This is a genomic window from Actinokineospora bangkokensis (assembly GCF_001940455.1).
Lineage (GTDB): Bacteria > Actinomycetota > Actinomycetes > Mycobacteriales > Pseudonocardiaceae > Actinokineospora > Actinokineospora bangkokensis.
The window spans coordinates 763,184-782,676 of the sequence record NZ_MKQR01000028.1 but is presented as its reverse complement, the minus strand read 5'-3'; the positions used below and the strand labels follow the sequence as shown (position 1 = coordinate 782,676).

The 19,493-nt window shown below is 73.1% G+C and carries 18 protein-coding genes, 1 rRNA gene and 2 other annotated features; of the genes, 7 read left to right on the top strand and 12 right to left on the bottom strand.

Annotated features, from left to right (window positions below; all coding sequences use genetic code 11):
- Positions 1 to 80: 80 nt before the first annotated feature.
- Positions 81 to 1,133, top strand: a complete 1,053-nt coding sequence (locus BJP25_RS30590) for a hypothetical protein (RefSeq protein WP_075978436.1) — start codon at positions 81 to 83, stop codon at positions 1,131 to 1,133.
- 141 nt (positions 1,134 to 1,274) lie between these two features.
- Positions 1,275 to 2,585, top strand: a complete 1,311-nt coding sequence (locus tag BJP25_RS30585) for an ABC1 kinase family protein (RefSeq protein ID WP_075978435.1) — start codon at positions 1,275 to 1,277, stop codon at positions 2,583 to 2,585.
- A gap of 12 nt (positions 2,586 to 2,597) precedes the next feature.
- Here BJP25_RS30585 and BJP25_RS30580 read toward each other — a convergent pair whose 3' ends face one another.
- From BJP25_RS30580 to BJP25_RS30550, 7 genes are all read right to left on the bottom strand, one after another.
- The gene (locus BJP25_RS30580) at positions 2,598 to 3,263 is read right to left on the bottom strand and encodes a GOLPH3/VPS74 family protein (protein WP_075978434.1); all 666 of its coding nucleotides are present in this window, start codon (positions 3,261 to 3,263) and stop codon (positions 2,598 to 2,600) included.
- 66 nt (positions 3,264 to 3,329) lie between these two features.
- A complete protein-coding gene (locus BJP25_RS30575) occupies positions 3,330 to 3,527 on the bottom strand; it encodes a hypothetical protein (protein WP_075978433.1) in 198 nt (65 codons plus the stop codon).
- A complete protein-coding gene (locus BJP25_RS36000; protein WP_233158362.1) occupies positions 3,524 to 4,204 on the bottom strand; it encodes a DUF742 domain-containing protein in 681 nt (226 codons plus the stop codon). The genes BJP25_RS30575 and BJP25_RS36000 overlap by 4 nt, the downstream gene beginning before the upstream one ends.
- Before the next feature lie 268 nt (positions 4,205 to 4,472).
- Entirely contained in the window at positions 4,473 to 4,685 is a 213-nt protein-coding gene (locus tag BJP25_RS30565; RefSeq protein WP_075978432.1) for a hypothetical protein, read from the bottom strand.
- Positions 4,682 to 5,062 carry a WhiB family transcriptional regulator gene (locus BJP25_RS30560; RefSeq protein WP_075978431.1) on the bottom strand — a complete coding sequence of 127 codons (381 nt, stop codon included), beginning with the start codon at positions 5,060 to 5,062 and terminating at the stop codon, positions 4,682 to 4,684. The genes BJP25_RS30565 and BJP25_RS30560 overlap by 4 nt, the downstream gene beginning before the upstream one ends.
- Positions 5,063 to 5,200: 138 nt before the next feature.
- Positions 5,201 to 5,479, bottom strand: coding sequence for a hypothetical protein (locus BJP25_RS30555; RefSeq protein WP_075978430.1), 279 nt, complete (start codon positions 5,477 to 5,479; stop codon positions 5,201 to 5,203).
- A gap of 141 nt (positions 5,480 to 5,620) precedes the next feature.
- Positions 5,621 to 7,708, bottom strand: coding sequence for an ATP-dependent DNA helicase UvrD2 (locus BJP25_RS30550; protein ID WP_084794726.1), 2,088 nt, complete (start codon positions 7,706 to 7,708; stop codon positions 5,621 to 5,623).
- A 62-nt stretch (positions 7,709 to 7,770) separates the two neighbouring features.
- Here BJP25_RS30550 and BJP25_RS30545 point away from each other — a divergent pair, with 62 nt between their 5' ends.
- From BJP25_RS30545 to BJP25_RS30535, 3 genes are all read left to right on the top strand, one after another.
- Positions 7,771 to 8,502, top strand: a complete 732-nt coding sequence (locus BJP25_RS30545; protein WP_075978428.1) for a DUF4191 domain-containing protein — start codon at positions 7,771 to 7,773, stop codon at positions 8,500 to 8,502.
- Positions 8,503 to 8,574: 72 nt separating this feature from the next.
- On the top strand, positions 8,575 to 9,195 hold the full coding sequence (locus BJP25_RS30540) for a Uma2 family endonuclease (protein ID WP_233158341.1): 621 nt from the start codon (positions 8,575 to 8,577) through the stop codon (positions 9,193 to 9,195).
- Positions 9,196 to 9,237: 42 nt separating this feature from the next.
- The gene (locus BJP25_RS30535; RefSeq protein ID WP_075978426.1) at positions 9,238 to 10,017 is read left to right on the top strand and encodes a GNAT family N-acetyltransferase; all 780 of its coding nucleotides are present in this window, start codon (positions 9,238 to 9,240) and stop codon (positions 10,015 to 10,017) included.
- Positions 10,018 to 10,109: 92 nt separating this feature from the next.
- Here BJP25_RS30535 and BJP25_RS30530 read toward each other — a convergent pair whose 3' ends face one another.
- Positions 10,110 to 10,580: an RDD family protein gene (locus tag BJP25_RS30530; RefSeq protein ID WP_075978425.1), complete on the bottom strand. Its 471-nt coding sequence runs from the start codon at positions 10,578 to 10,580 to the stop codon at positions 10,110 to 10,112.
- A 238-nt stretch (positions 10,581 to 10,818) separates the two neighbouring features.
- Between BJP25_RS30530 and glnA the strand changes: the two genes are divergently transcribed.
- Positions 10,819 to 12,246, top strand: coding sequence for a type I glutamate--ammonia ligase (gene glnA / locus BJP25_RS30525; protein WP_075978424.1), 1,428 nt, complete (start codon positions 10,819 to 10,821; stop codon positions 12,244 to 12,246).
- Positions 12,247 to 12,504: 258 nt separating this feature from the next.
- On the top strand, positions 12,505 to 13,566 hold the full coding sequence (locus tag BJP25_RS30520; protein ID WP_075978423.1) for a molybdopterin-guanine dinucleotide biosynthesis protein MobB: 1,062 nt from the start codon (positions 12,505 to 12,507) through the stop codon (positions 13,564 to 13,566).
- A gap of 42 nt (positions 13,567 to 13,608) precedes the next feature.
- On the opposite strand, the gene BJP25_RS30515 is transcribed toward BJP25_RS30520, so the two are convergent.
- The 4 genes from BJP25_RS30515 to rrf all read right to left on the bottom strand — a co-directional run bounded on the left by BJP25_RS30515 (position 13,609) and on the right by rrf (position 18,061).
- Entirely contained in the window at positions 13,609 to 14,031 is a 423-nt protein-coding gene (locus tag BJP25_RS30515) for an acyl-CoA thioesterase (protein ID WP_075978422.1), read from the bottom strand.
- Between the two features lie 57 nt (positions 14,032 to 14,088).
- Positions 14,089 to 17,091 (bottom strand): bifunctional [glutamine synthetase] adenylyltransferase/[glutamine synthetase]-adenylyl-L-tyrosine phosphorylase, encoded by a 3,003-nt coding sequence (locus BJP25_RS30510; protein ID WP_075978421.1) that lies wholly within the window; start codon positions 17,089 to 17,091, stop codon positions 14,089 to 14,091.
- A gap of 3 nt (positions 17,092 to 17,094) precedes the next feature.
- A complete protein-coding gene (locus tag BJP25_RS30505; protein WP_233158340.1) occupies positions 17,095 to 17,829 on the bottom strand; it encodes a type 1 glutamine amidotransferase in 735 nt (244 codons plus the stop codon).
- Between the two features lie 115 nt (positions 17,830 to 17,944).
- Positions 17,945 to 18,061, bottom strand: a 5S ribosomal RNA gene (rrf, locus tag BJP25_RS30500).
- Positions 18,062 to 18,185: 124 nt separating this feature from the next.
- Positions 18,186 to 19,054: a sequence feature (23S ribosomal RNA rRNA prediction is too short), on the bottom strand.
- A gap of 10 nt (positions 19,055 to 19,064) precedes the next feature.
- Positions 19,065 to 19,429: a sequence feature (23S ribosomal RNA rRNA prediction is too short), on the bottom strand.
- Positions 19,430 to 19,493: the final 64 nt, after the last annotated feature.

The window sequence follows — 19,493 nt, the reverse complement described above, 5'->3', positions numbered from 1 at the left end:
TCCGGGAGGACCGCGCGGGTGTGACTCTCGCCTGTGGACAACTTTTCCCGCCATTCGGCGGAAAGCGGCACGATCGGCGCATGCGCGAACCCCTCCCGAACCGCCCCCGGCTGCGCCCCGGGCTGGCCGTGCTGCACCGCCGCCCCGGCGAGTTCCAGGTCGGCACCGCACCCGGCCGGGCCACCGTCGTGCGCGGTGTCCCGGCCGCCGTCCTCGACGCCGCCGAGCAGTTGCGCGGCGGCCGCACCGCCGAGGAGATGATCAGCGTGGCGGGCCGCCACGGGCCCGAGCTCGACGAGGTGCTGCGCGGGCTCGCCGAGCAGGGCCTGGTCGAGGACGCCTCGCGCGCGGGGCCCGGGTACCCGCCCCGGTTCGCCGCCGAGTCGACCCTGGCCGCCCAGCGCGGCACCGCCGACCTCGACCGCCGGGCGCGGGCCTCGGTCGTGGTGCACGGCGGCGGGCGGGTGGCGGTGGCGCTGGCCGGGCTGCTGGCCGCCGCCGGGGTGCGCCGGGTCCGGGTGGCGGGCGGCGGGGTCGTCGCACCGGAGGACCTGGGCACCGGGCTGCGGCTGGCCGACATCGGCGCGGACCGGGCCGCGGCGGGCAACGCGGCGGTGCTGCGGGCCGAGGAGACGGCGGTGACCACCGCCCGGCGGGCCGACCTGGTGGTGCTGGCCGACGCGGTGGTGCCGGACCCGGTGGTGGTGGGCGCGCTGCGCGGGCCGCACCTGCCGGTGGTCGCCCAGGACGGGGTGGTGGCGGTGGGGCCGCTGGTCGTGCCGGGGTGGACGCCCTGCCTCACCTGTGTCGACCACCACAAGGCGGACCTGGACGGGTGCTGGCCGGTGGTGGCCGCCCAGCTGGCGGGCAAGCCGCGGCCCGCGGACGTGGCGACCTCCTGGTCGGCCGCGGCGCTGGCCGCGGCGCACGTGCATGAGGTGCTGGGCCGCACCGACCCGCTCGACTCCCCGCTGGTCGGGGCGGTGCTGGAGCTGGACCCGCTGGTGGGCTCGCTCACCCGGCGCCGCTGGCCGCTGCACCCGCGGTGCGGGTGCGAGGCGGTCCGACGGGAGCGGGAGCGGCGCGGGGGCGTCCGGGCCGCACCGGGGGCGCCGGGGTCCTTTGGCGGTTGATGACAAGTTCGCGGCCGGAGAGACTGGCCACGCCGCGCGTGGGCTGTGCCCGCGCGGGGAAATCCGGGGTCATCGGCCACGGGTCCGGCGCCGGGGTGTGTCGACGGCGGGGGAAGAGGGGACAATCGCAGGGTGACTGAGATGCCACGCAAGACCGTCGCGCGGACGGCCCGGCTGGCCAGCATCCCCCTGGGGGTCGCGGGCCGGGCGGTCGGCGGGTGGGGCAAGCGGTTGGCCGGGCAGAGCGCCGACGAGGTCAGCGCCGAGCGCACGGCGAAGACCGCGGAGCAGGTGTTCGCCGTCCTCGGTCAGCTCAAGGGCGGGGCGATGAAGTTCGGCCAGGCGCTGTCGGTGTTCGAGGCCGCGGTGCCCGACGAGCTCGCCGAGCCCTACCGGGAGGCGCTGACCAAGCTCCAGGCCGCCGCGCCGCCGATGAGCGCGCGCACGATGCACCGGGTGCTGGCCGAGCAGCTGGGCGCGGGGTGGGCGCAGCGGTTCGCCGAGTTCGACGACGAGCCCGCCGCCGCGGCCAGCATCGGGCAGGTGCACCGCGCGGTCTGGCGCGACGGCCGGTCGGTCGCGGTGAAGGTGCAGTACCCGGGCGCGGACGAGGCGCTGATGTCGGACCTGCGGCAGCTCCAGCGGTTCAGCAGGCTCTTCCAGCCCTTCGCACCGGGCGTGGAGATGAAGCCGCTGCTGCAGGAGCTCTCGGAGCGGATGGTCGAGGAGCTGGACTACCGCGCCGAGGCCGACAACCAGCGCGCGTTCGCCAAGGCGTTCGCCGGGGACGAGCGGGTGCTGGTGCCGCGGGTGGTGGCCAGCGCCCCCAAGGTGACCATCACCGAGTGGGTCGAGGGCACCCCGCTGTCGAAGGTGATCGCGGGCGGCACCCCCGAGGAGCGCGACCGGGCGGGCACGCTGCTGGCGGAGTTCCACTTCTCCTCGCCCAGCCGCGTGGGCCTGCTGCACTCCGACCCGCACCCGGGCAACTTCATGCTCACCCCCGACGGCAGGCTGTGCGTCATCGACTTCGGCGCCATCGCCCGGCTGCCCGAGGGCGTCCCGCGCCCGCTGGGCGTGATGACCCGGCTGGCCGTCGACGGCGACCCCGAGCAGCTGTCCGCCCTGATGCGCGCCGAGCACTTCATCCGCCCCGGCATGAAGCTCGACCCCAACGACGTGCTGGCCTACCTGGGCCCGTTCGCCGAGCCCGCCTCCGTGGAGGTCTTCCACTTCACCCGCCGCTGGATGCAGCGGCAGGCGGGCCGGGTGGGCGACATGCGCGGTCAGGACTTCAAGACCGGGCGCTCGCTCAACCTGCCGCCGCAGTACCTGCTCATCCAGCGGGTCACCGCGGGGGCGACGGGCATCCTCTGCCAGCTCGACGCCCACGTCGCGATCCGCGACATCATCTCCCACTGGCTGCCGGGCTTCGCCGACCCGGACAGCTGACCCCCGCGCGGGTCAGGAGTTCGCGGCGGCGGTGGCGGAGACGACGACGCCGATGACCACGGCGTTCACCGCCGCCACCGCCTTGCGGACCGCGTCGGCGGCCCAGTCGCCCTGGGAGATCTGCTTGGCCCTGGCCTTGGCGGCCCGCGGGTCCGGCAGGTCCACGGCGGTGGTGAGCGCGCCGATGGCGTGCAGGAGGGTGACCAGGGCCGCGGCGTGCGGCTCGGGCCTGCCCGGCCCGGTCAGGGCGGCGACCACCGAGCCGCGCAGCCGCGCCGCCACCGCCCGGTCGCGCACCGGGGTGCGGGTGGCGGGGAACAGGCCGAGCACGCGGTGGTCGCGCCGCTCCAGGACGCGGCGCCGGAGCAGGCTGTCGGTGACCGAGGCGCGCAGGCCGCGGGCCAGCTTCTCCACGGCGGACTTGGCCGAGCGGCCCTCGCGCTGGCCGAGGACGTCGAGGGCGGCGCGCAGCACCGGGTGGTCGGGCCGCGGGCCGGTGCGCAGGACGAGCCCGCCGCGGCGGACGGGTTCACCCGGCCCCGCGACGTCGACCAGGCCGAGGGTGGCCAGTTCGATGAGCACCGCGCCCGCCAGGGCCCGGTCGACCTCGGTGGTGGGTCGGGCGGGCTTGCCGGAGTCGCGGGTCAGCAGGACGAGCAGCTCTTCGGCGATCAACACACCACAGACGGTAACCCCGGCGGGGGTGCGCCGCCGTCATCCTGCGGGACCGCCCGGCCCCCACCCTCAGGTGGACCGGCCCGCCCAGTGCTCCGGGGGCAGCTTGCCCTCGATGTCGCGGACGTGCGCGCGGGCGCAGGGCGGGCACAGCCAGGTGGTGCGCCCGCCCTCGGTGGTGGGCACCCAGGTGAGCGCGTCGAGGGCGGGCGCGGCGGCGCGGTCGGCGGAGCACTCGGCGCAGGTGCCGCCCAGGCGGGTGCTCACAGCTTGCGCAGCCCGGCCAGCACCCGGCCCATGAACGCCAGGTCCGGGGCGTCGCCGCCGACCCGGGCGTGCACGACCACCGCGCCGGACTCGGCCAGGTCGGCCAGCAGCACCCTGGCCACGCCGAGCGGCAGGTTCAGCAGGGCCGAGACCTCCGCGACCGAGCGGGGCACGGCGCACAGGTCGGTGACCGAGCGGTGCTCCCAGGAGGTCGCCCGGTCCGGGGCGACGGTGCTCACCAGGGCCTCGATGGCCAGGTCGGCGCGGGTGCGGGTGCGGCCGCGGGTCCAGGCGTAGGGGCGCACGAGGGTGTGCGACTCGGGCCGGGCCATCCAGTCGGCGTCGCCCCACAGCTCCGGGTCGTCCGGCAGGTCGGCGAACCCCGGCGCGTCGTCGTACCCGTCGAACTCGGCCTGGTCGGGGTCGGGGTCGGGGGTCTCGGCGGCCACCGGGTCGGGGTCGCGGGCGGCGCGCTTGCGCTTGCGGGCGGAGGTGCCGAAGCGGGCGCCGACCGGGCCGTGGTCGTCCTCGCCCGCGGTGTCCGGCTCCTCGTCGGCCTCCGCGGCCACCCGCCACTGGCCGGGCGGGCCGAAGCGGGCGCCCGTGCGGCCGATCTCTGCGCGGCGGCGCAGGCGCCTGCGCCCGCTCGCCCCGGTCGTGTCGTGGAGGTTCTGCACCAACGCGTGCCCCAAGGCCGTCGGGAACAGTGGACCAGAACTCTATGCCCGGCGGGCCCGGACCGCCATGACGACGTCGTTTCCATCTCGTTTCCCACCTCTCGACGGCCGAACGCCCGCCACCGGCGTGGTGGCGGGCGTCACGGTCGTGCGCGTCGTGCGCGTCGTGCGCGTCGTGGTGGTCGTGGACGTCGTCGGGGTCGAGGTCGCCCCGACCGCGTGGCCCGGTCCCCCCGGTCGGGTCACGCGGTCGGGGTGGGAGCGGGGCTCACAGGTCGGCGACGGCGCGATCGGCGCGCCGCTGCACCCACCGGGCGAGCGAGCTCCAGCGCCGGGCGGCGCTGAGCCTGCGGACCAGGTGGCGCTCGCGCGCCACCCGTTCCGCCTCCCGGGTATGGGATCTGGCCAGGTTCTCGTGGATCAGCATGTGCGGGCTCTCGGGCTTGAAGGTGAACAGGACGGGGTTGACCTGGGGGTTCACGCGGCCACCCCGTTCCGGGCGGCGCGCTCGGCGGCGTCGCGGGCGACGTCGGCCTTGCGCGGGCGGCCCCGGGGGCGCTTGCGGGCGATGACGACGCCGCGCTCGAAGATCTCGCCGCCCCAGACGCCCCAGGGCTCGTGCCGCGCCAGCGCGGAGGCCAGGCAGGCCGCGCGGACGGGGCAGTCGCCGCAGAGGGTCTTGGCGCGCTCGAGGTCGGCGGGCGCGTCGGCGAACCACAGGTCGGGGTTGTCGGCGGAGCGGCAGGGCAGGTCGAACCCGGCGGAGGGAGCCGCGTCGAGCAGCTCGCTCACCCCCGATGCGGACTGCTCCATCAGCTCGGAGAGGTCTCCGCCGGGCAGCGGAGTGCGGGTGGACATGGTGGGAGAACTCCTGACTCGGATGTCGCCTGGCGGGCATCACCAGGCGCTGAGGTCGGTGAACCGTTGTTGGGCAAACAAAAAGGCCGCGGGATCCGGTGGCGGATTCCGCGGCCTCGGGGCCAGGAGCTCGATGACCTAGGTCGTCAGGCTCTCCCCGAGCGCGGAACGCGGACGCGCCGGAACGTCGAGACCGGTGGCGGTCACAACGGTCTGACCGCCGAGGGTGGGCATGCCGCCCTGGGCAGTCGTGTGGACAGTGGTCAGTGCAGCGATGTGTGCAGCGGACGCCCCCAGAGCGGCCACACGCTCACGACCGGCCTGGGCATCCAGGCCGCCCCCGAAGATCGGCAGATCCGAGCACGTCGGCAACGGCTTGCCGGTGGTGCCCAGCAGATTCAGCGTGGTGTACTTCACCGGGGACCACCTCCTGCGCGTGTGCTCGTAGCTGCGTCTTCCGGTCGCTTCCCGCGACCGCCTGTGCAGGTTATTGGCCTCGACGGAGGCCGTGCAACCGAATTTCCAGAACTTCATGTGACCCCGGTCACAGGCCTCGGATCAGGCCCCGCCCGCCACCAGCGACAGCACCTCGGAGCCGAACCTGTCCAGCTTGGCGGCCCCGATGCCGGAGATGGCGACCAGCGCGGCGCGGTCCACCGGGCGCTGCTCGGCGATCGCCAGCAGGGTCGCGTCGGTGAAGATCACGTAGGCCGGGACGCGCAGCGCCCGCGACCGCTCGTGGCGCCACTCGCGCAACCGGTCCAGCAGGCCCTCGTCGACCTCGGCCGGGCAGTCCGAGCAGCGCCCGAGCTTGATCGGCATGATCCCGTAGAGCGCGTCGCCGCAGACCCGGCAGAACTTCGGCCGCTCCACCGCGCGGCCCCCGCCCTGCTCGCGCTGGCGGGTGGCGGGCACCCGGGCGGCCGGGTCGTTGTCCGGGATCACCCCGTAGAGGAACCGGCTGCGCCGCCGGTAGCGCTTGCCGCCCTCGGCCCGCGCCAGCGCCCAGCTCAGCGACAGGTGCACCCTGGCGCGGGTGACCCCGACGTAGAGCAGCCGCCGCTCCTCCTCGACCGCGGCGTCGTCGCCGTCGGCGTGCTGGATGGGCATGGTGCCCTCGACCAGCCCGACCAGGAACACCGCGTCCCACTCCAGGCCCTTGGCCGCGTGCAGCGACGCCAGCGTCACGCCCTCGACCGTCGGCGGGTGCTGGGCCTGGGCTCGCTGCTCCAGCTCGGCGGCGTAGCGCGGCAGCCCGGCGCCCCGCTCGGCCGCCGCCAGCTCCTCGGCCAGCTCCACCAGCGCCAGCAGCGACTCCCACCGCTCGCGCTGGGTGCCGCCCGCGGGCGGCTCGTCGGTCAGCCCCAGCGGCGCCAGCAGCGCGCGCACCAGCGCGGGCAGCTCGCCCTCCGGGTCGGCCGCGGCGGCGGTGCGGATCGCGGCGACCGCCTGGCGCACCTCGACCCGCTGGAAGAACCGCTCGCCCCCGCGCACCAGGTACGGGATCTCCAGCTCCGCCAGCGCCTGCTCGTAGACCTCCGACTGCGCGTTGACCCGGTACAGCACCGCGATCTCGCTCAGCGCGACCCCGGACTCCACCAGCTCCTTGACCCGCGCGGCCACCGCGGCGGCCTCGGCGGGCTCGTCGGGGTGCTCGGCGAACACCGGGTTCGGGCCGGGCGGGCGCTGCCCGACCAGCCGCAGCCGCGAGCCCGCGGGCCGGTCGCGCGCGGCGCCGATGACCCGGTTGGCCAGCGACACCACCTCCGGCGTCGACCGGTAGTCGCGCTCCAGGCGCACCACGGTCGCCTCGGGGAAGCGGCGGGTGAAGTCCAGCAGCGGCCGGGGCGAGGCACCGGCGAAGGAGTAGATGGTCTGGTTCGCGTCCCCGACCACGGTCAGGTCGTCGCGCGGCCCCAGCCACGCGTCGAGCACCCGCTGCTGCAACGGCGTGACGTCCTGGTACTCGTCGACGACGAAGCACCGGTACCGGTCGCGGAACTCCTCGGCGACCTCGCGGTTCTCCTCCAGCGCCGCCGCGGTGTGCAGCAGCAGGTCGTCGAAGTCGAGCACCCGGGCCTGGTTCTTCAGCGCCTCGTACCCGGCGTAGACCCGCGCGACCAGCTCGGCGGCCGCGGGCGGGTCGCGGCGGGCGCGCGCGGCCGCGGCGGCGTAGTCCTCCGGGGCCACCAGCGACGCCTTGGCCCACTCGATCTCGCTCGCCAGGTCGCGCAGCGCCTCGCGCTCGGTGCTGGTGCCGACCCGGTGCGCGGCCTGCCCCACCAGCCGCACCTTGTGCTCGACGAGGTCCCACGGCGCGTCCCCGACCACCCGCGGCCAGAAGTAGCGCAGCTGGCGCAGGGCCGCGGCGTGGAAGGTGCGGGCCTGCGCGCCCACCACGCCCATCCCGCGCAACCGGGTGCGCATCTCGCCCGCGGCCCGGGTGGTGAAGGTGACCGCGAGGACCTGGCCCGCGCTGACGTGGCCGTCGCCGACCAGGGTGGCGATCCGGCTGACGATGGTGCGCGTCTTGCCGGTGCCCGCGCCCGCGAGCACGCACACCGGGCCGCGCGGGGCGCGCACGGCGGCGAGCTGCTCCGGGTCGAGTCCGGCCAGCAGGTCCACGGGTCGGGGGTCGCCAGCCATGCCGGGCATCCTCGCAGAGCGCGGCTCGTGGTCGTGGGAGGCGGCCCCGTAAACTGGCCGGTATGGCGGACAAGCAGGACAAGGCGGCGGCCAAGGCGGCGAAGGCGGCCCGCAAGGCCGAGTCGAAGGCCAAGCGCGGGCAGATCTTCCAGGCGTTCAACATGCAGCGCAAGGAGGACAAGGGGCTCATCCCGTGGATGGTGGGCGCCCTGGTCGTGGTGGCGGCCGCGTTCTTCCTGCTGGGCCTGCTCTTCGACGCGCAGTGGTTCCTGCTGCCGGTCGGCGTGGTGTTCGGCGTGCTGGTCGCGGTGATCATCTTCGGCCGCCGGGTGCAGCGCAACGTCTACGGCAAGGCCGACGGCCAGCCCGGCGCGGCGGCGTGGGCGCTGGAGAACCTGCGCGGCCGCTGGAAGGTGACCCCGACCGTGGCGGGCACCACCCAGCTCGACGCCGTGCACCGGGTGCTCGGCCGCCCGGGCGTGGTCCTGGTCGCCGAGGGCGCCCCGCACCGGGTCAAGGGCCTGCTCGCCCAGGAGAAGAAGCGCGTCGCCCGCGTCGTCGGCGAGAAGACCCCCATCTACGACGTGGTGGTCGGCCACGAGGAGGGCCAGGTGGAGCTGGCCAAGCTCCAGCGGCACCTGATGAAGCTGCCCAACAACCTGCGCCCCGCCGAGATCGACACCCTGGAGAAGCGGCTGGCCGCGCTGGCCACCAAGGGCGCCGCGCTGCCCAAGGGCCCGATGCCCGCGGGCGCCAAGATGCGCAGCGTCCAGCGCACCATCCGCCGCCGCTGACCGGCACCGCCCACCGAGCGGTCTCGACCGCTCACCGCCACAGCTTGCACCGAACGGCCTAACCTGGCTTGCATGGTCGACAAGAGCGAGGAGGACCCCGTGATCGCGATGCCGTGCCCCGCGCAGGACGGTCCCGAACCGCACCTGTTGACCATCGAGGAGTACGCCGCGCTCGGCGAGACCGAGCGCGGGTACACCGAACTGCAAGAGGGCTGCTTGCTGATGTCCCCGAGTCCGAGCCGTGCGCACATGCGCGTCTCAGCCAGGCTGCACCACCAGGTCGAAGCCCAGCTCCCACCAGAGCTGGACATCTCACTGGAGGTCGACATCGACCTCCGGCTCTCCGCTCCGGGAGAGCCGAGCACCAGCAGGAGGCCGGACCTGATCGTCTACGACCGCGCCGCCGCCGATCGCGCTGACCGCGAGGGCACCATGCTGCGGGCCGCCGACGTCGTCCTCGTCGTGGAGGTCGTGTCACCGACCTCCCGGCGCATGGACCGGCTGATCAAGCCCATCGACTACGCCCAGGCGGGCATCCCCGACTACTGGGTCGTCGATCCTGCGGACGGGGTCTCGCTGATCGCCCACCGGCTCACCGACGAGGGCCGCTACACCGCCGAGCAGCCCACCACCGGGGTCTTCGAGGCCGTACGACCGTTCCCGGTCAAGGTTGACCTCGACGCACTGGCCTGATCGCACTGGGCTGGGCGGGGCACCGAGCTATACGGTCGGGGCGTGGACGCCGCCGCCAAGACCGCAGTCCGGATCGCCGCCGCCCAGCTGGCCGGGCTGAGCCGCACCCGGACCCTGGTGCCCGCGGGCCCGTTCACCGGGCTCATCGCCCCGGACGGGCCCGACTACCTCAACTACACTGTCGCCGCCCGCCCCGGTGAACCCGTCGAGGACCCCGACGAGGTCGACCGCGGCCTCGACGCGCTGCGCTCGGCCTTCCCCGAGGGGACGCTGCGCTTCGAGCTGATCGAGGAGGCCGCCCCCGGCGCGGTGCGGGCGCTGACCTCGCTCGGCTTCACCGTCACCCTGCGCATCCCCGTGCTGACCCTGCACGCGGGCGACCTCGTCGTGCCCGAGGCGGCCCCCGGGGTCACCGTGGAGGTCGTCACCACCGACGAGGACCTGCGCACCGCCCACCGCATCGCGGCCGGGGCGTTCGGCATCGGCGACGACAGCACCCCCACCACCCCGCTGCGCACCGACCCGCGCGACGGCGGCACCGTGCTGGCCCGCGAGGACGGGTACCCGGTGGCCGTCGCGTCCTGGACTCCGGTGGCGGACGGGGTCACCGAGGTCGCCGGGGTGGCCACCGAGGAGGAGTACCGCAAGCAGGGCTTCGGCGCGCTCGTCACCGCGCACGCCACCCGGGCCGCCGTGGAGTCCGCCGGGGTCACCCTGGCCTGGCTCACCCCCGGCAGCGCCGACGCCGACCGGGTGTACCGGACCGTCGGGTTCCAGCCGACCGGCCTCGCGGTGCACCTGGCCGAGGAACCGTCCCGATAGGGCTGACCCCCCGCGTCCCCACCCGGCATCGTCCCCCAGCTGCGACCACCTGCCCCGTCAACTAGCCAGCCCCGCGCGCGATGTGGAACCGCCTAGCGGGTGCGCAGCTCCACCGTGCCGACGAACCGGTCGTGCAGGCCGCGGCCGTCCTTGTCCACGATGGCCGCGGGCACCAGGATCCCGGTCAGCACCGCCCGGCCCAGCGCGCGCACCGGGCCCACGATCGGCTGCCCGTCGATGCGCACCACCCGCATGCCCAGCAGCGCCTTGCCCGGGGTGAACCCGGCCAGGCCGACGCCCGCCACCGTGATCAGCAGCCACACCGCGCCCGCCCAGAGGTTGCGGGTCCACATCGCGGCCGGGTCGTCGAAGTCGAACGGGATGGCGATCGAGGTCGCCAGCGAGGCCAGCACCAGGTCCACGACCAGGGCGAGGAAGCGCACCCCGCCGGAGGCCACCGAGCCCTCGCCGCGCTCGGGCAGCCCCATGCGCTCACCGGGCCAGCGCTGGGCGCTGACCTCGTCACCGGACCCGGGCAGCCACGAGCCTGTCCACCTGCTCACCCCTCCAGCGTAGGACGCGCTGCCGGGAGCGGCACGAGCCGGCATGCTCGCCGCTGCCCGGTGCGGCGCGCCAGGCCCGGTGGGCACGCCGTTAACCCGTGCGAAACACAAGGGTGATTACCGGGCAACACCACCCCCATAGTTTCATCACGCAGAGCGGACGGACGCGATCTTTGTGCTCCGCTCGGTGCGGTGGGCCGGTCGCGGCCGGCGGAGTAGACGTGAGGAGCCAACCAGCGTGTTCAAGTCTTCCGACGAGGTCTTGGGCTTCATCGCCAAAGAGGGCGTGAAGTTCGTCGATGTCCGGTTCTGCGACCTGCCGGGCGTGATGCAGCACTTCACCCTCCCGGCGTCGAGCTTCGACGAGGACGCCTACAACGAGGGCCTGGCCTTCGACGGTTCCTCGGTGCGCGGCTTCCAGTCGATCCACGAGTCGGACATGCTGCTGCTGCCCGACCCGTACACCGCGCGGATCGACCCCTTCCGCGAAGAGAAGACGCTGATCCTCAACTTCTTCGTGCACGACCCCTTCACCCGCGAGGCCTACTCCCGCGACCCGCGCAACATCGCCCGCAAGGCCGAGCAGTACATCGCCGAGTCCGGCTTCGCCGACACCGCCTACTTCGGCCCCGAGGCGGAGTTCTACATCTTCGACTCGGTGCGCTTCGACTACACCGAGAACGGCTCCTTCCACGAGCTGGACTCGGTCGAGGGCTGGTGGAACACCGGCACCGCCGACGCCGAGGGCAAGAACCTGGGCTACAAGACCCGCTACAAGGGCGGCTACTTCCCGGTCCCGCCGGTCGACCACTACGCCGACCTGCGCGACAAGATGGTGCTGAACATGCAGGGCCTGGGCTTCGCCGTCGAGCGCGCCCACCACGAGGTCGGCACCGGTGGCCAGACCGAGATCAACTACCGGTTCAACACCCTGCTGCACGCCGCGGACGACCTGCAGCTGTTCAAGTACAGCATCAAGAACACCGCGTGGAACGCGGGCAAGACCGTCACCTTCATGCCCAAGCCGCTGTTCGGCGACAACGGCTCCGGCATGCACGTGCACTCGTCGCTGTGGAAGGACGGCCAGCCGCTGTTCCACGACGAGTCCGGCTACGCGGGCCTGTCCGACACCGCCCGCCACTACATCGGCGGCCTGCTCAAGCACGCCCCGTCGCTGCTGGCGTTCACCAACCCCACGGTGAACTCCTACCACCGCCTGGTGCCCGGCTACGAGGCCCCGGTGTCGCTGGTCTACTCCCAGCGCAACCGCTCCGCCTGCGTGCGCATCCCGATCACGGGCAACAACGCCAAGGCCAAGCGCGTGGAGTTCCGCTGCCCCGACTCCTCGGGCAACCCGTACCTGGCCTTCGCCGCGATCGTCATGGCGGGCCTCGACGGCGTCAAGAACAAGATCGAGCCCCCGGCCCCGATCGACAAGGACCTCTACGAGCTGCCCCCCGAGGAGGCCAAGGAGGTCGCCCAGGTCCCCGCGTCGCTCAACGCGGTGCTCGACAGCCTGGAGGCCGACCACGACTACCTGCTCGAGGGCGGCGTGTTCACCCCCGACGTGATCGAGACCTGGATCGCGCTCAAGCGCGAGAACGAGATCGACCCGCTGCGCCTGCGCCCGCACCCGTACGAGTTCGGCCTGTACTACGACGTGTGACCGGCTGAGCGGTCCGGACCACCGACCGGCGCCCGCCCCCACCACGGGGGTCGGGCGCCGGTTGCTTTTCGCCCGGTTCGGTGCGCGTGGGGGTGAGCCGGTTACCCCGGGCGGACCACTCGTGTTCATCAAATGTGTTACTTGCGTTACAGCCGTGTTGCGCGCGACGATCTGCGCGGAAGCCCTACGCTCCCCGCACCACCCCGCCGTCCCGGTTCTCGGGCGGCGGTCCCACGCGCTGACACCCGAGGAACACCCATGTCCGCTGCCCTGGACCCCGTGCGCGCCGACCGCCCCAAGAAGGCCTACGCCGCACGCGCCCTGACCGACGACGCGCTGGTGGCGCTGCCGCTGCCGGAGGGCCACCGGCCGGAGCACGGCGACCTGGTGCTCGCGGAGGTCACCTCGGTGGGCCACCACAAGGAGCTGGAGCTGGCGAGCGGGCGCAAGTCCCGCCTGTTCACCGGGGACACGCTGCTGGTGGCCTACGCGCCGCGCTACGCGCCCGACCACTTCGAGGCCGAGCTGCCCGACGACTTCGGCGACTGCGACCTGGTCGCGGCGGGCGGGGTGCTGGGCAAGGTGCGCAGCAGGCACGCCAGCACCGAGCCCCCCACCGCGGTGCGGGTCCTGGCCCGCCTCGGCGACGCCGACGGCCGCCCGCTCAACGTCGCGGACTTCGCCCTGCCCCCGGTGGCCCCGAGCACCCGCTGGGTGCCCACCTTCGTCGTCGTCGGCACCTCGATGAACTCGGGCAAGACGACCACCGTCGCCTCCCTGGTGCACGGGCTGACCAAGGCGGGCCTGCGGGTCGGCGCCACCAAGGTCACCGGCACCGCCGCGGGCGGCGACCCCTGGCTGTTCCGCGACGCGGGCGCCGCGCTGGCCCTGGACTTCACCGACATCGGCATGGCCACCACGTTCCGCATGCCGCTGCCGCGCATCGCCGCGGGCCTGGAGCGCCTGCACGCCCACCTCACCGCCGCCGACGTCGACGCCGTGGTGGTCGAGATCGCCGACGGCCTGCTGCAGCCGGAAACCGCCGAACTGCTCAACCACCCCACCACCCGCGCCCTCGCGGACGGCGTCCTGTTCTCCGCCGTCGACTCCTCCGGCGCCCTGTTCGGCGTCCGCGCCCTCCAGGCCGCGGGCCACCACGTCCTCGCCATCAGCGGCGTGCTCACCCAGTCACCGCTGGCCATCCGCGAGGCCCAGGCCCACGTCGACGTCCCGGTCTACGGCCCCGGCGACCTGCGCTCGGCCGCCATCGCCACCGAACTCCTCCGCCGCGTCAACGCCCCCGCCGCCCACGCCGTCTGACCGTCGACCGGGTGGTGCCGCCGCGGGCGGCACCACCCGGGGTCAGCCGTTGAGGACGGACAGGTCGAGGCCGCAGGACTCCATGGCGGCGCGGGGGTCGGCCACCAGCTTGCGGGCGGTCAGGTCCATCACGCCGAGCACGCAGGTCAGCTCGGCGGAGACGGTGCCGTCCAGCTTGGTCATCACCGAGCGGCAGTCGAAGGTCTTGCCGGAGCCGAACTTCAGCTCGCAGGTGATGTCGACGGCGTCGCCTGCGCGCAGTTCGCGGCGGTAGGCGATGGTGGAGCCCAGCAGGACCGGGGAGGCGCCGGAGGCCGTCAGGGACTGCCAGTCGCAGCCCGCGGCGGCGAACCCCTCGACCCGGGCGATCTCGCCGTACTGGTGGTAGACCGCTTGGTTCACGTGGCCCAGGGCGTCGAGCTCGAAGCTGCGCACCCGCACCCGCGTGGTCCATGGCGTGCTCATGCCCCGAGCCTAAGCGCCGCTCACCGCGGCGGGCCGTGGCCGTGGTCATAGAGCCGGTCAGTCGTCGTAGAACACGTGCTCGATGACCGAGTGCGCGCGGCGGGTGGTGCGGCGGTAGTGGTCGAGGAACTCACCGGGGTCGTCCAGGTCGCCCGGGACCGTCGACCCGAGCGCGGCCACCACCCCGGCCAGCTCCCGGCCCTGGGTGGGCAGCTGGTCGGTGGGCTTGCCGCGCACCAGGGTGATCGCGTTGCGCACGCGGGTGGCCAGCAGCCACGACCCGGTCAGCTCCGCCGACTCCGCCGCGGTGATCAGGCCCGCGTCCACCGCCGCCGCCAGGCCCGCCATCGTCGAGGTGGTGCGCAGCGCGGGGTGCTCGTGGGCGTGGCGCAGTTGCAGCAGCTGCAACGTCCACTCCACGTCGGCCAGCCCGCCGCGGCCCAGCTTGGTGTGCGTGGTGGGGTCGGCGCCGCGCGGCAGCCGCTCGGTGTCCACCCTGGCCTTGATCCGCCGGATCTCGCGCACCTCGTCGTCGGTCAGCCCGCCCTCGGGGTAGCGCACCGGGTCCACCATCGCGATGAACCGGGCCCCCAGGTCGGCGTCGCCCGCCACCGGCCGGGCCCGCAGCAGCGCCTGCGACTCCCACACCTCGGACCACTGGGCGTAGTAGGCGCGGTAGGACTCCAGGGTCCGCACGATCGGCCCCTGCCTGCCCTCCGGCCGCAGGTCCACGTCGACCTGCAGCGGCGGGTCCTGCGACGGCGAGCCCAGCAGCCGCCGGACGGCGGTGGCGACCCGGGAGGCGTACTTGAGCGCGTCGGTGTCGGACACGCCCTCGGCGGCCTCGCAGACGAACAGCACGTCGGCGTCGGAGCCGTAGCCCAGTTCCGCGCCGCCGAGCCTGCCCATGCCGATCACCGAGATCCGCGCCAGGTGCCCGCCCGCCGACGCCGCCTCCGCCCGGTCGACCGCGTGCAGGGCTGCCTCCAGCACCGCGCTCCACACGCTCGACAGCGCCGAGCACACCGCCAGCACGTCCATGAACCCCAGCAGGTCCGCGCACGCCACCCTGGCCAGCTCGTGCCTGCGCAGCGACCGCGCCGCGATCACCGCGTTGCCCAGGTACCCGTGCCTGCGCACCACGTTGCGCAGCGACGCGGCGACCTCCTCCGGGTCGCGCAGCGTCAGCTCCTTCGGGTCGGCGAGCAGCCGCAGCACCTCCGGGGCGCGCACCACCAGGTCCGGCACCAGCCGGGAGGTGCCGAGCAGGAACGCCAGCCGCTCGGCCACCGCGCCCTCGTCGCGCAGCACCCGCAGGTACCAGGGGGTCGCGGCCAGCGCCTCGGACACCTTCCGGTACGCCAGCAGCCCGCCATCGGGGTCCGCGGTGCCGCCGAGCAGGTCGAGCAGCACCGGCAGCAGCGCGGTCTGGATGGACGCGCGCCTGCTCACCCCGGAGGTCAGCGCCTGGATGTGCTGGAGCGCGCCCTGCGGGGAGGTGTAGCCCAGGGCGGCGAGCCGGGCCTGGGCGGCCTGCGCGGTCAGCCGCAGCGCCCCGGTCGGCACCCGCGACACCGCCTCCAGCAGCGGGCGGTAGAACAGCTTCTCGTGCAGGCGCCGGATCCGGTTGGCGCGCCTGCGGAACTCCGCGTGCAGCACCTGCGCCTCGGACTTGCCGCCCTCGGCGCCGATGCCGGTGGCGCGGGCCAGCCAGCGGATGTCGTCGGTGTCCTCGTCGGCGGGGAACAGGTGGGTGCGGCGCAACCGCTGGAGCTGCAACCGGTGCTCCAGGGTGCGCAGGAACCGGTAGGACTCGGCCAGCTCCACCGCGTCCGCGCGGGCCACGTACCCGCCCGCGGCGAGCGCGGCCAGCGCGTCGACGGTGGACCCGATGCGCAGGGTCTCGTCGCCGCGGCCGTGCACCAGTTGCAGCAGCTGCACGGCGAACTCGATGTCGCGCAGGCCGCCGCGGCCGAGCTTGAGCTCGCGCTCGACCAGCTCGGAGGGCACGTGGTCCTCGACCCGGCGGCGCATCGCCTGCACGTCGACGACGAAGTTGTCCCGGTCGGCCGCCGTCCACACCAGCGGCGCCACCGCGTCGGTGTAGCCCCGGCCCAGCTCGGGGTCGCCCGCGATCGCGCGTGCCTTGAGCAGCGCCTGGAACTCCCAGGTGCGCGCCCACCGCTTGTAGTAGGTCAGGTGCCCGTCGAGGGTGCGCACCAGGGCGCCGTTGCGGCCCTCGGGGCGCAGGTTGGCGTCGACCTCGAAGCAGGCCTCGGTGGCCACCCGCATCATCGCCGAGCCGACCCGGGTGGCCAGGCCGGTGTCGCCCTCGCCGACGAAGATCACGTCGACGTCGCTGACGTAGTTGAGCTCGTGCCCGCCGCACTTGCCCATGGCGATGACCGCCAACCGGCACCCGTCCTGCGCGGGGGCGCCGCCGTTCTCCGCCCACGCCACCGCGAGCGCGGCGCGCAGCGCGGCCTCGGCCAGGTCGCTGAGCCGGTCGGCCACCACCTCGTAGTCCAGGGCGGGCAGCTCCCGCTCGACGACGTGGGCGAGGTCGTCGGCCGCCAGCTCCAGCAGCAGCCCGCGGTAGCCGGACTTGAGCGCCTTGACCGCCTCGGTGCCGCGCAGCTCCGCCACCGGCCCCTGCTCACCCCCGCCCGCCGCCCGCACCGCGGCGAGCAGCTCATCGGTGTAGCGGGCGGGCGGGGTGCCGGGGCCGTGCAGGCGCCGCCACTCCTCGGGGCGGGCGGCCAGGAAGTCGCCCAGGGGGCTCGACCCGCCGAGCACGGCGGCGAGCCTGCCGCGCAGGCGGCGGTCGGCCACCAGGGCGGCGCGCAGCTCCGGCCAGCCGGGTTCGTCGGCCTCGCGCAGCCTGGCCAGGCCGCGCAGGGCCAGGTCGGGGTCGGGGCTGCGGGACAGCGCGGACAGGATCGGCTCGTGCTCGGCGACCGGGCCGCGGTCGTCCCACAGCCCGGCGGCGCGCAGTTCGGCCTCGGCGCGGGGATCGGTGAGCCCGAACCGGGCGGTGGAGGTGGTGACGCGGTCGGCCATGGGTCAGAGCAGGTTCTTCGCCACCGGCGCCAGCTCCCCCGCGGCGAGCCGGGTGAACCGCTGCACGAACGGCTTCCACACCTGCTCCAGGTCGGCGTGCAGCTCCGCGATGCCCTCGTCGGTGGTGTCGACGGGCCGGGCCCAGCGGGCGCCCTCGGGGTCGAGCTCCAGCCAGCCGCGGAACACCTCGGGGGTGGTCTCGACGTGGAACTGGGTGGCGTAGGCGCAGGTGCCCACGCGGAACGCTTGGTGCGGGTAGCGGGTGGCGGACAGCAGCAGCTCGGCGCCCGCGGGCAGCCGGGTGATCACGTCGTGGTGGAAGTGCACCACGTCCTGCATCAGCGGCAGGTCGGCCACCAGCGGGTCGGCCCAGCCCGCGTCGCGCTTGGCGGTGAGGCCGCGGCCGACCTCGGGGCCCTCGTCACCGACCTCCACCTGGCCGCCGAGGGCGGTGGCGAGGATCTGCGCGCCCAGGCAGATGGCGAGCATCGGCACCCGCTTGGTCACCGCGTCGGCCATCAGCCTGCGCAGGTCGAGGATCCACGGGTGCTCCGCGGTGTCGTTGGCCCCCATGGGCCCGCCGAGGACGACGAGCGCGTCGTGGGTGCTCGCGTCGGCGGGGAGGGCGTCCTCGCGGGTGACCTCGACGACCGCGCCCGCCTCGACGAGCCAGTCGGCCAGTCGCGCCGGGGGATCCATGTCGGAGAGCTGGACGACCAGCACGCGCGGAGTGCTCACCCCGCCAGCCTAGGCGGGACCGGCGCCGTCGTCTCGCGCGCGTGCGCACCAGTTGCGCCCGGACGCAGAAATACCCCTGGCCCCTCGCGTGTGCGAGGGGCCAGGGGTGAAAGAAGTCCGGCGGCGTCCTACTCTCCCACACCGTCTCCAGTGCAGTACCATCGGCGCTGGCAGGCTTAGCTTCCGGGTTCGGAATGGGACCGGGCGTTTCCCCACCGCTATGACCGCCGTAACACTATGAAACTATCCAACACTCAACCCAACCCCGGTACAGGCCCTTGATGGGCGCCCCGGGTGGGGGTGGTTGGTGTCTCAGACACCGCACAGTGGATGCGTAGCATTTTTGTAGCAAGCCCTCGGCCTATTAGTACCAGTCAACTCCACCCGTTACCGGGCTTCCATCTCTGGCCTATCAACCCAGTGGTCTAGCTGGGGGCCTTAACCACTCAAGGTGGTGGGAGACCTCATCTTGGAACAGGCTTCCCGCTTAGATGCCTTCAGCGGTTATCCCTTCCGAACGTAGCCAACCAGCCATGCCCCTGGCGGGACAACTGGCACACCAGAGGTTCGTCCGTCCCGGTCCTCTCGTACTAGGGACAGCCTTCCTCAAGTCTCCAACGCGCGCGGCGGATAGGGACCGAACTGTCTCACGACGTTCTAAACCCAGCTCGCGTACCGCTTTAATGGGCGAACAGCCCAACCCTTGGGACCTACTCCAGCCCCAGGATGCGACGAGCCGACATCGAGGTGCCAAACCATGCCGTCGATATGGACTCTTGGGCAAGATCAGCCTGTTATCCCCGGGGTACCTTTTATCCGTTGAGCGACACCGCTTCCACCAGCCAGTGCCGGATCACTAGTCCCGACTTTCGTCCCTGCTCGACCCGTCGGTCTCACAGTCAAGCTCCCTTGTGCACTTGCACTCGACACCTGATTGCCAACCAGGCTGAGGGAACCTTTGGGCGCCTCCGTTACCCTTTGGGAGGCAACCGCCCCAGTTAAACTACCCACCAGGCACTGTCCCTGAACCGGATCACGGTCCGAGGTTAGACACTCAGTACGATCAGAGTGGTATTTCAACGATGACTCCACCCACACTGGCGTGAGGGCTTCACAGTCTCCCACCTATCCTACACAAACCGAACCAAGCACCAATACCAAGCTATAGTAAAGGTCCCGGGGTCTTTCCGTCCTGCCGCGCGTAACGAGCATCTTTACTCGTAGTGCAATTTCACCGGGCCTATGGTTGAGACAGTCGAGAAGTCGTTACGCCATTCGTGCAGGTCGGAACTTACCCGACAAGGAATTTCGCTACCTTAGGATGGTTATAGTTACCACCGCCGTTTACTGGCGCTTAAATTCTGAGCTTCGCCCTTGCGGACTAACCCGTCCTCTTAACGTTCCAGCACCGGGCAGGCGTCAGTCCGTATACATCGTCTTGCGACTTCGCACGGACCTGTGTTTTTAGTAAACAGTCGCTTCTCGCTGGTCTCTGCGGCCACCTGGTCCTAGCCCGTAAAGAGCTTCAAACCCTGTGGCCCCCCTTCTCCCGAAGTTACGGGGGCATTTTGCCGAGTTCCTTAACCATAGTTCACCCGAACGCCTCGGTATTCTCTACCTGACCACCTGTGTCGGTTTGGGGTACGGGCCGCGTGGAAACTCAC

Bases quoted from the DNA above. Each gene is read 5' to 3' on its own strand.
- BJP25_RS30510 (WP_075978421.1), bottom strand. From the start codon at position 17,091: ATGGCCGACCGCGTCACCACCTCCACCGCCCGGTTCGGGCTCACCGAT.
- BJP25_RS30520 (WP_075978423.1), top strand. From the start codon at position 12,505: ATGTCCGCTGCCCTGGACCCCGTGCGCGCCGACCGCCCCAAGAAGGCC.
- BJP25_RS30515 (WP_075978422.1), bottom strand. From the start codon at position 14,031: ATGAGCACGCCATGGACCACGCGGGTGCGGGTGCGCAGCTTCGAGCTC.
- BJP25_RS30585 (WP_075978435.1), top strand. From the start codon at position 1,275: ATGCCACGCAAGACCGTCGCGCGGACGGCCCGGCTGGCCAGCATCCCC.
- BJP25_RS30540 (WP_233158341.1), top strand. From the start codon at position 8,575: ATGGTCGACAAGAGCGAGGAGGACCCCGTGATCGCGATGCCGTGCCCC.
- BJP25_RS30560 (WP_075978431.1), bottom strand. From the start codon at position 5,062: ATGTCCACCCGCACTCCGCTGCCCGGCGGAGACCTCTCCGAGCTGATG.
- BJP25_RS30545 (WP_075978428.1), top strand. From the start codon at position 7,771: ATGGCGGACAAGCAGGACAAGGCGGCGGCCAAGGCGGCGAAGGCGGCC.
- BJP25_RS30550 (WP_084794726.1), bottom strand. From the start codon at position 7,708: ATGGCTGGCGACCCCCGACCCGTGGACCTGCTGGCCGGACTCGACCCG.
- BJP25_RS30590 (WP_075978436.1), top strand. From the start codon at position 81: ATGCGCGAACCCCTCCCGAACCGCCCCCGGCTGCGCCCCGGGCTGGCC.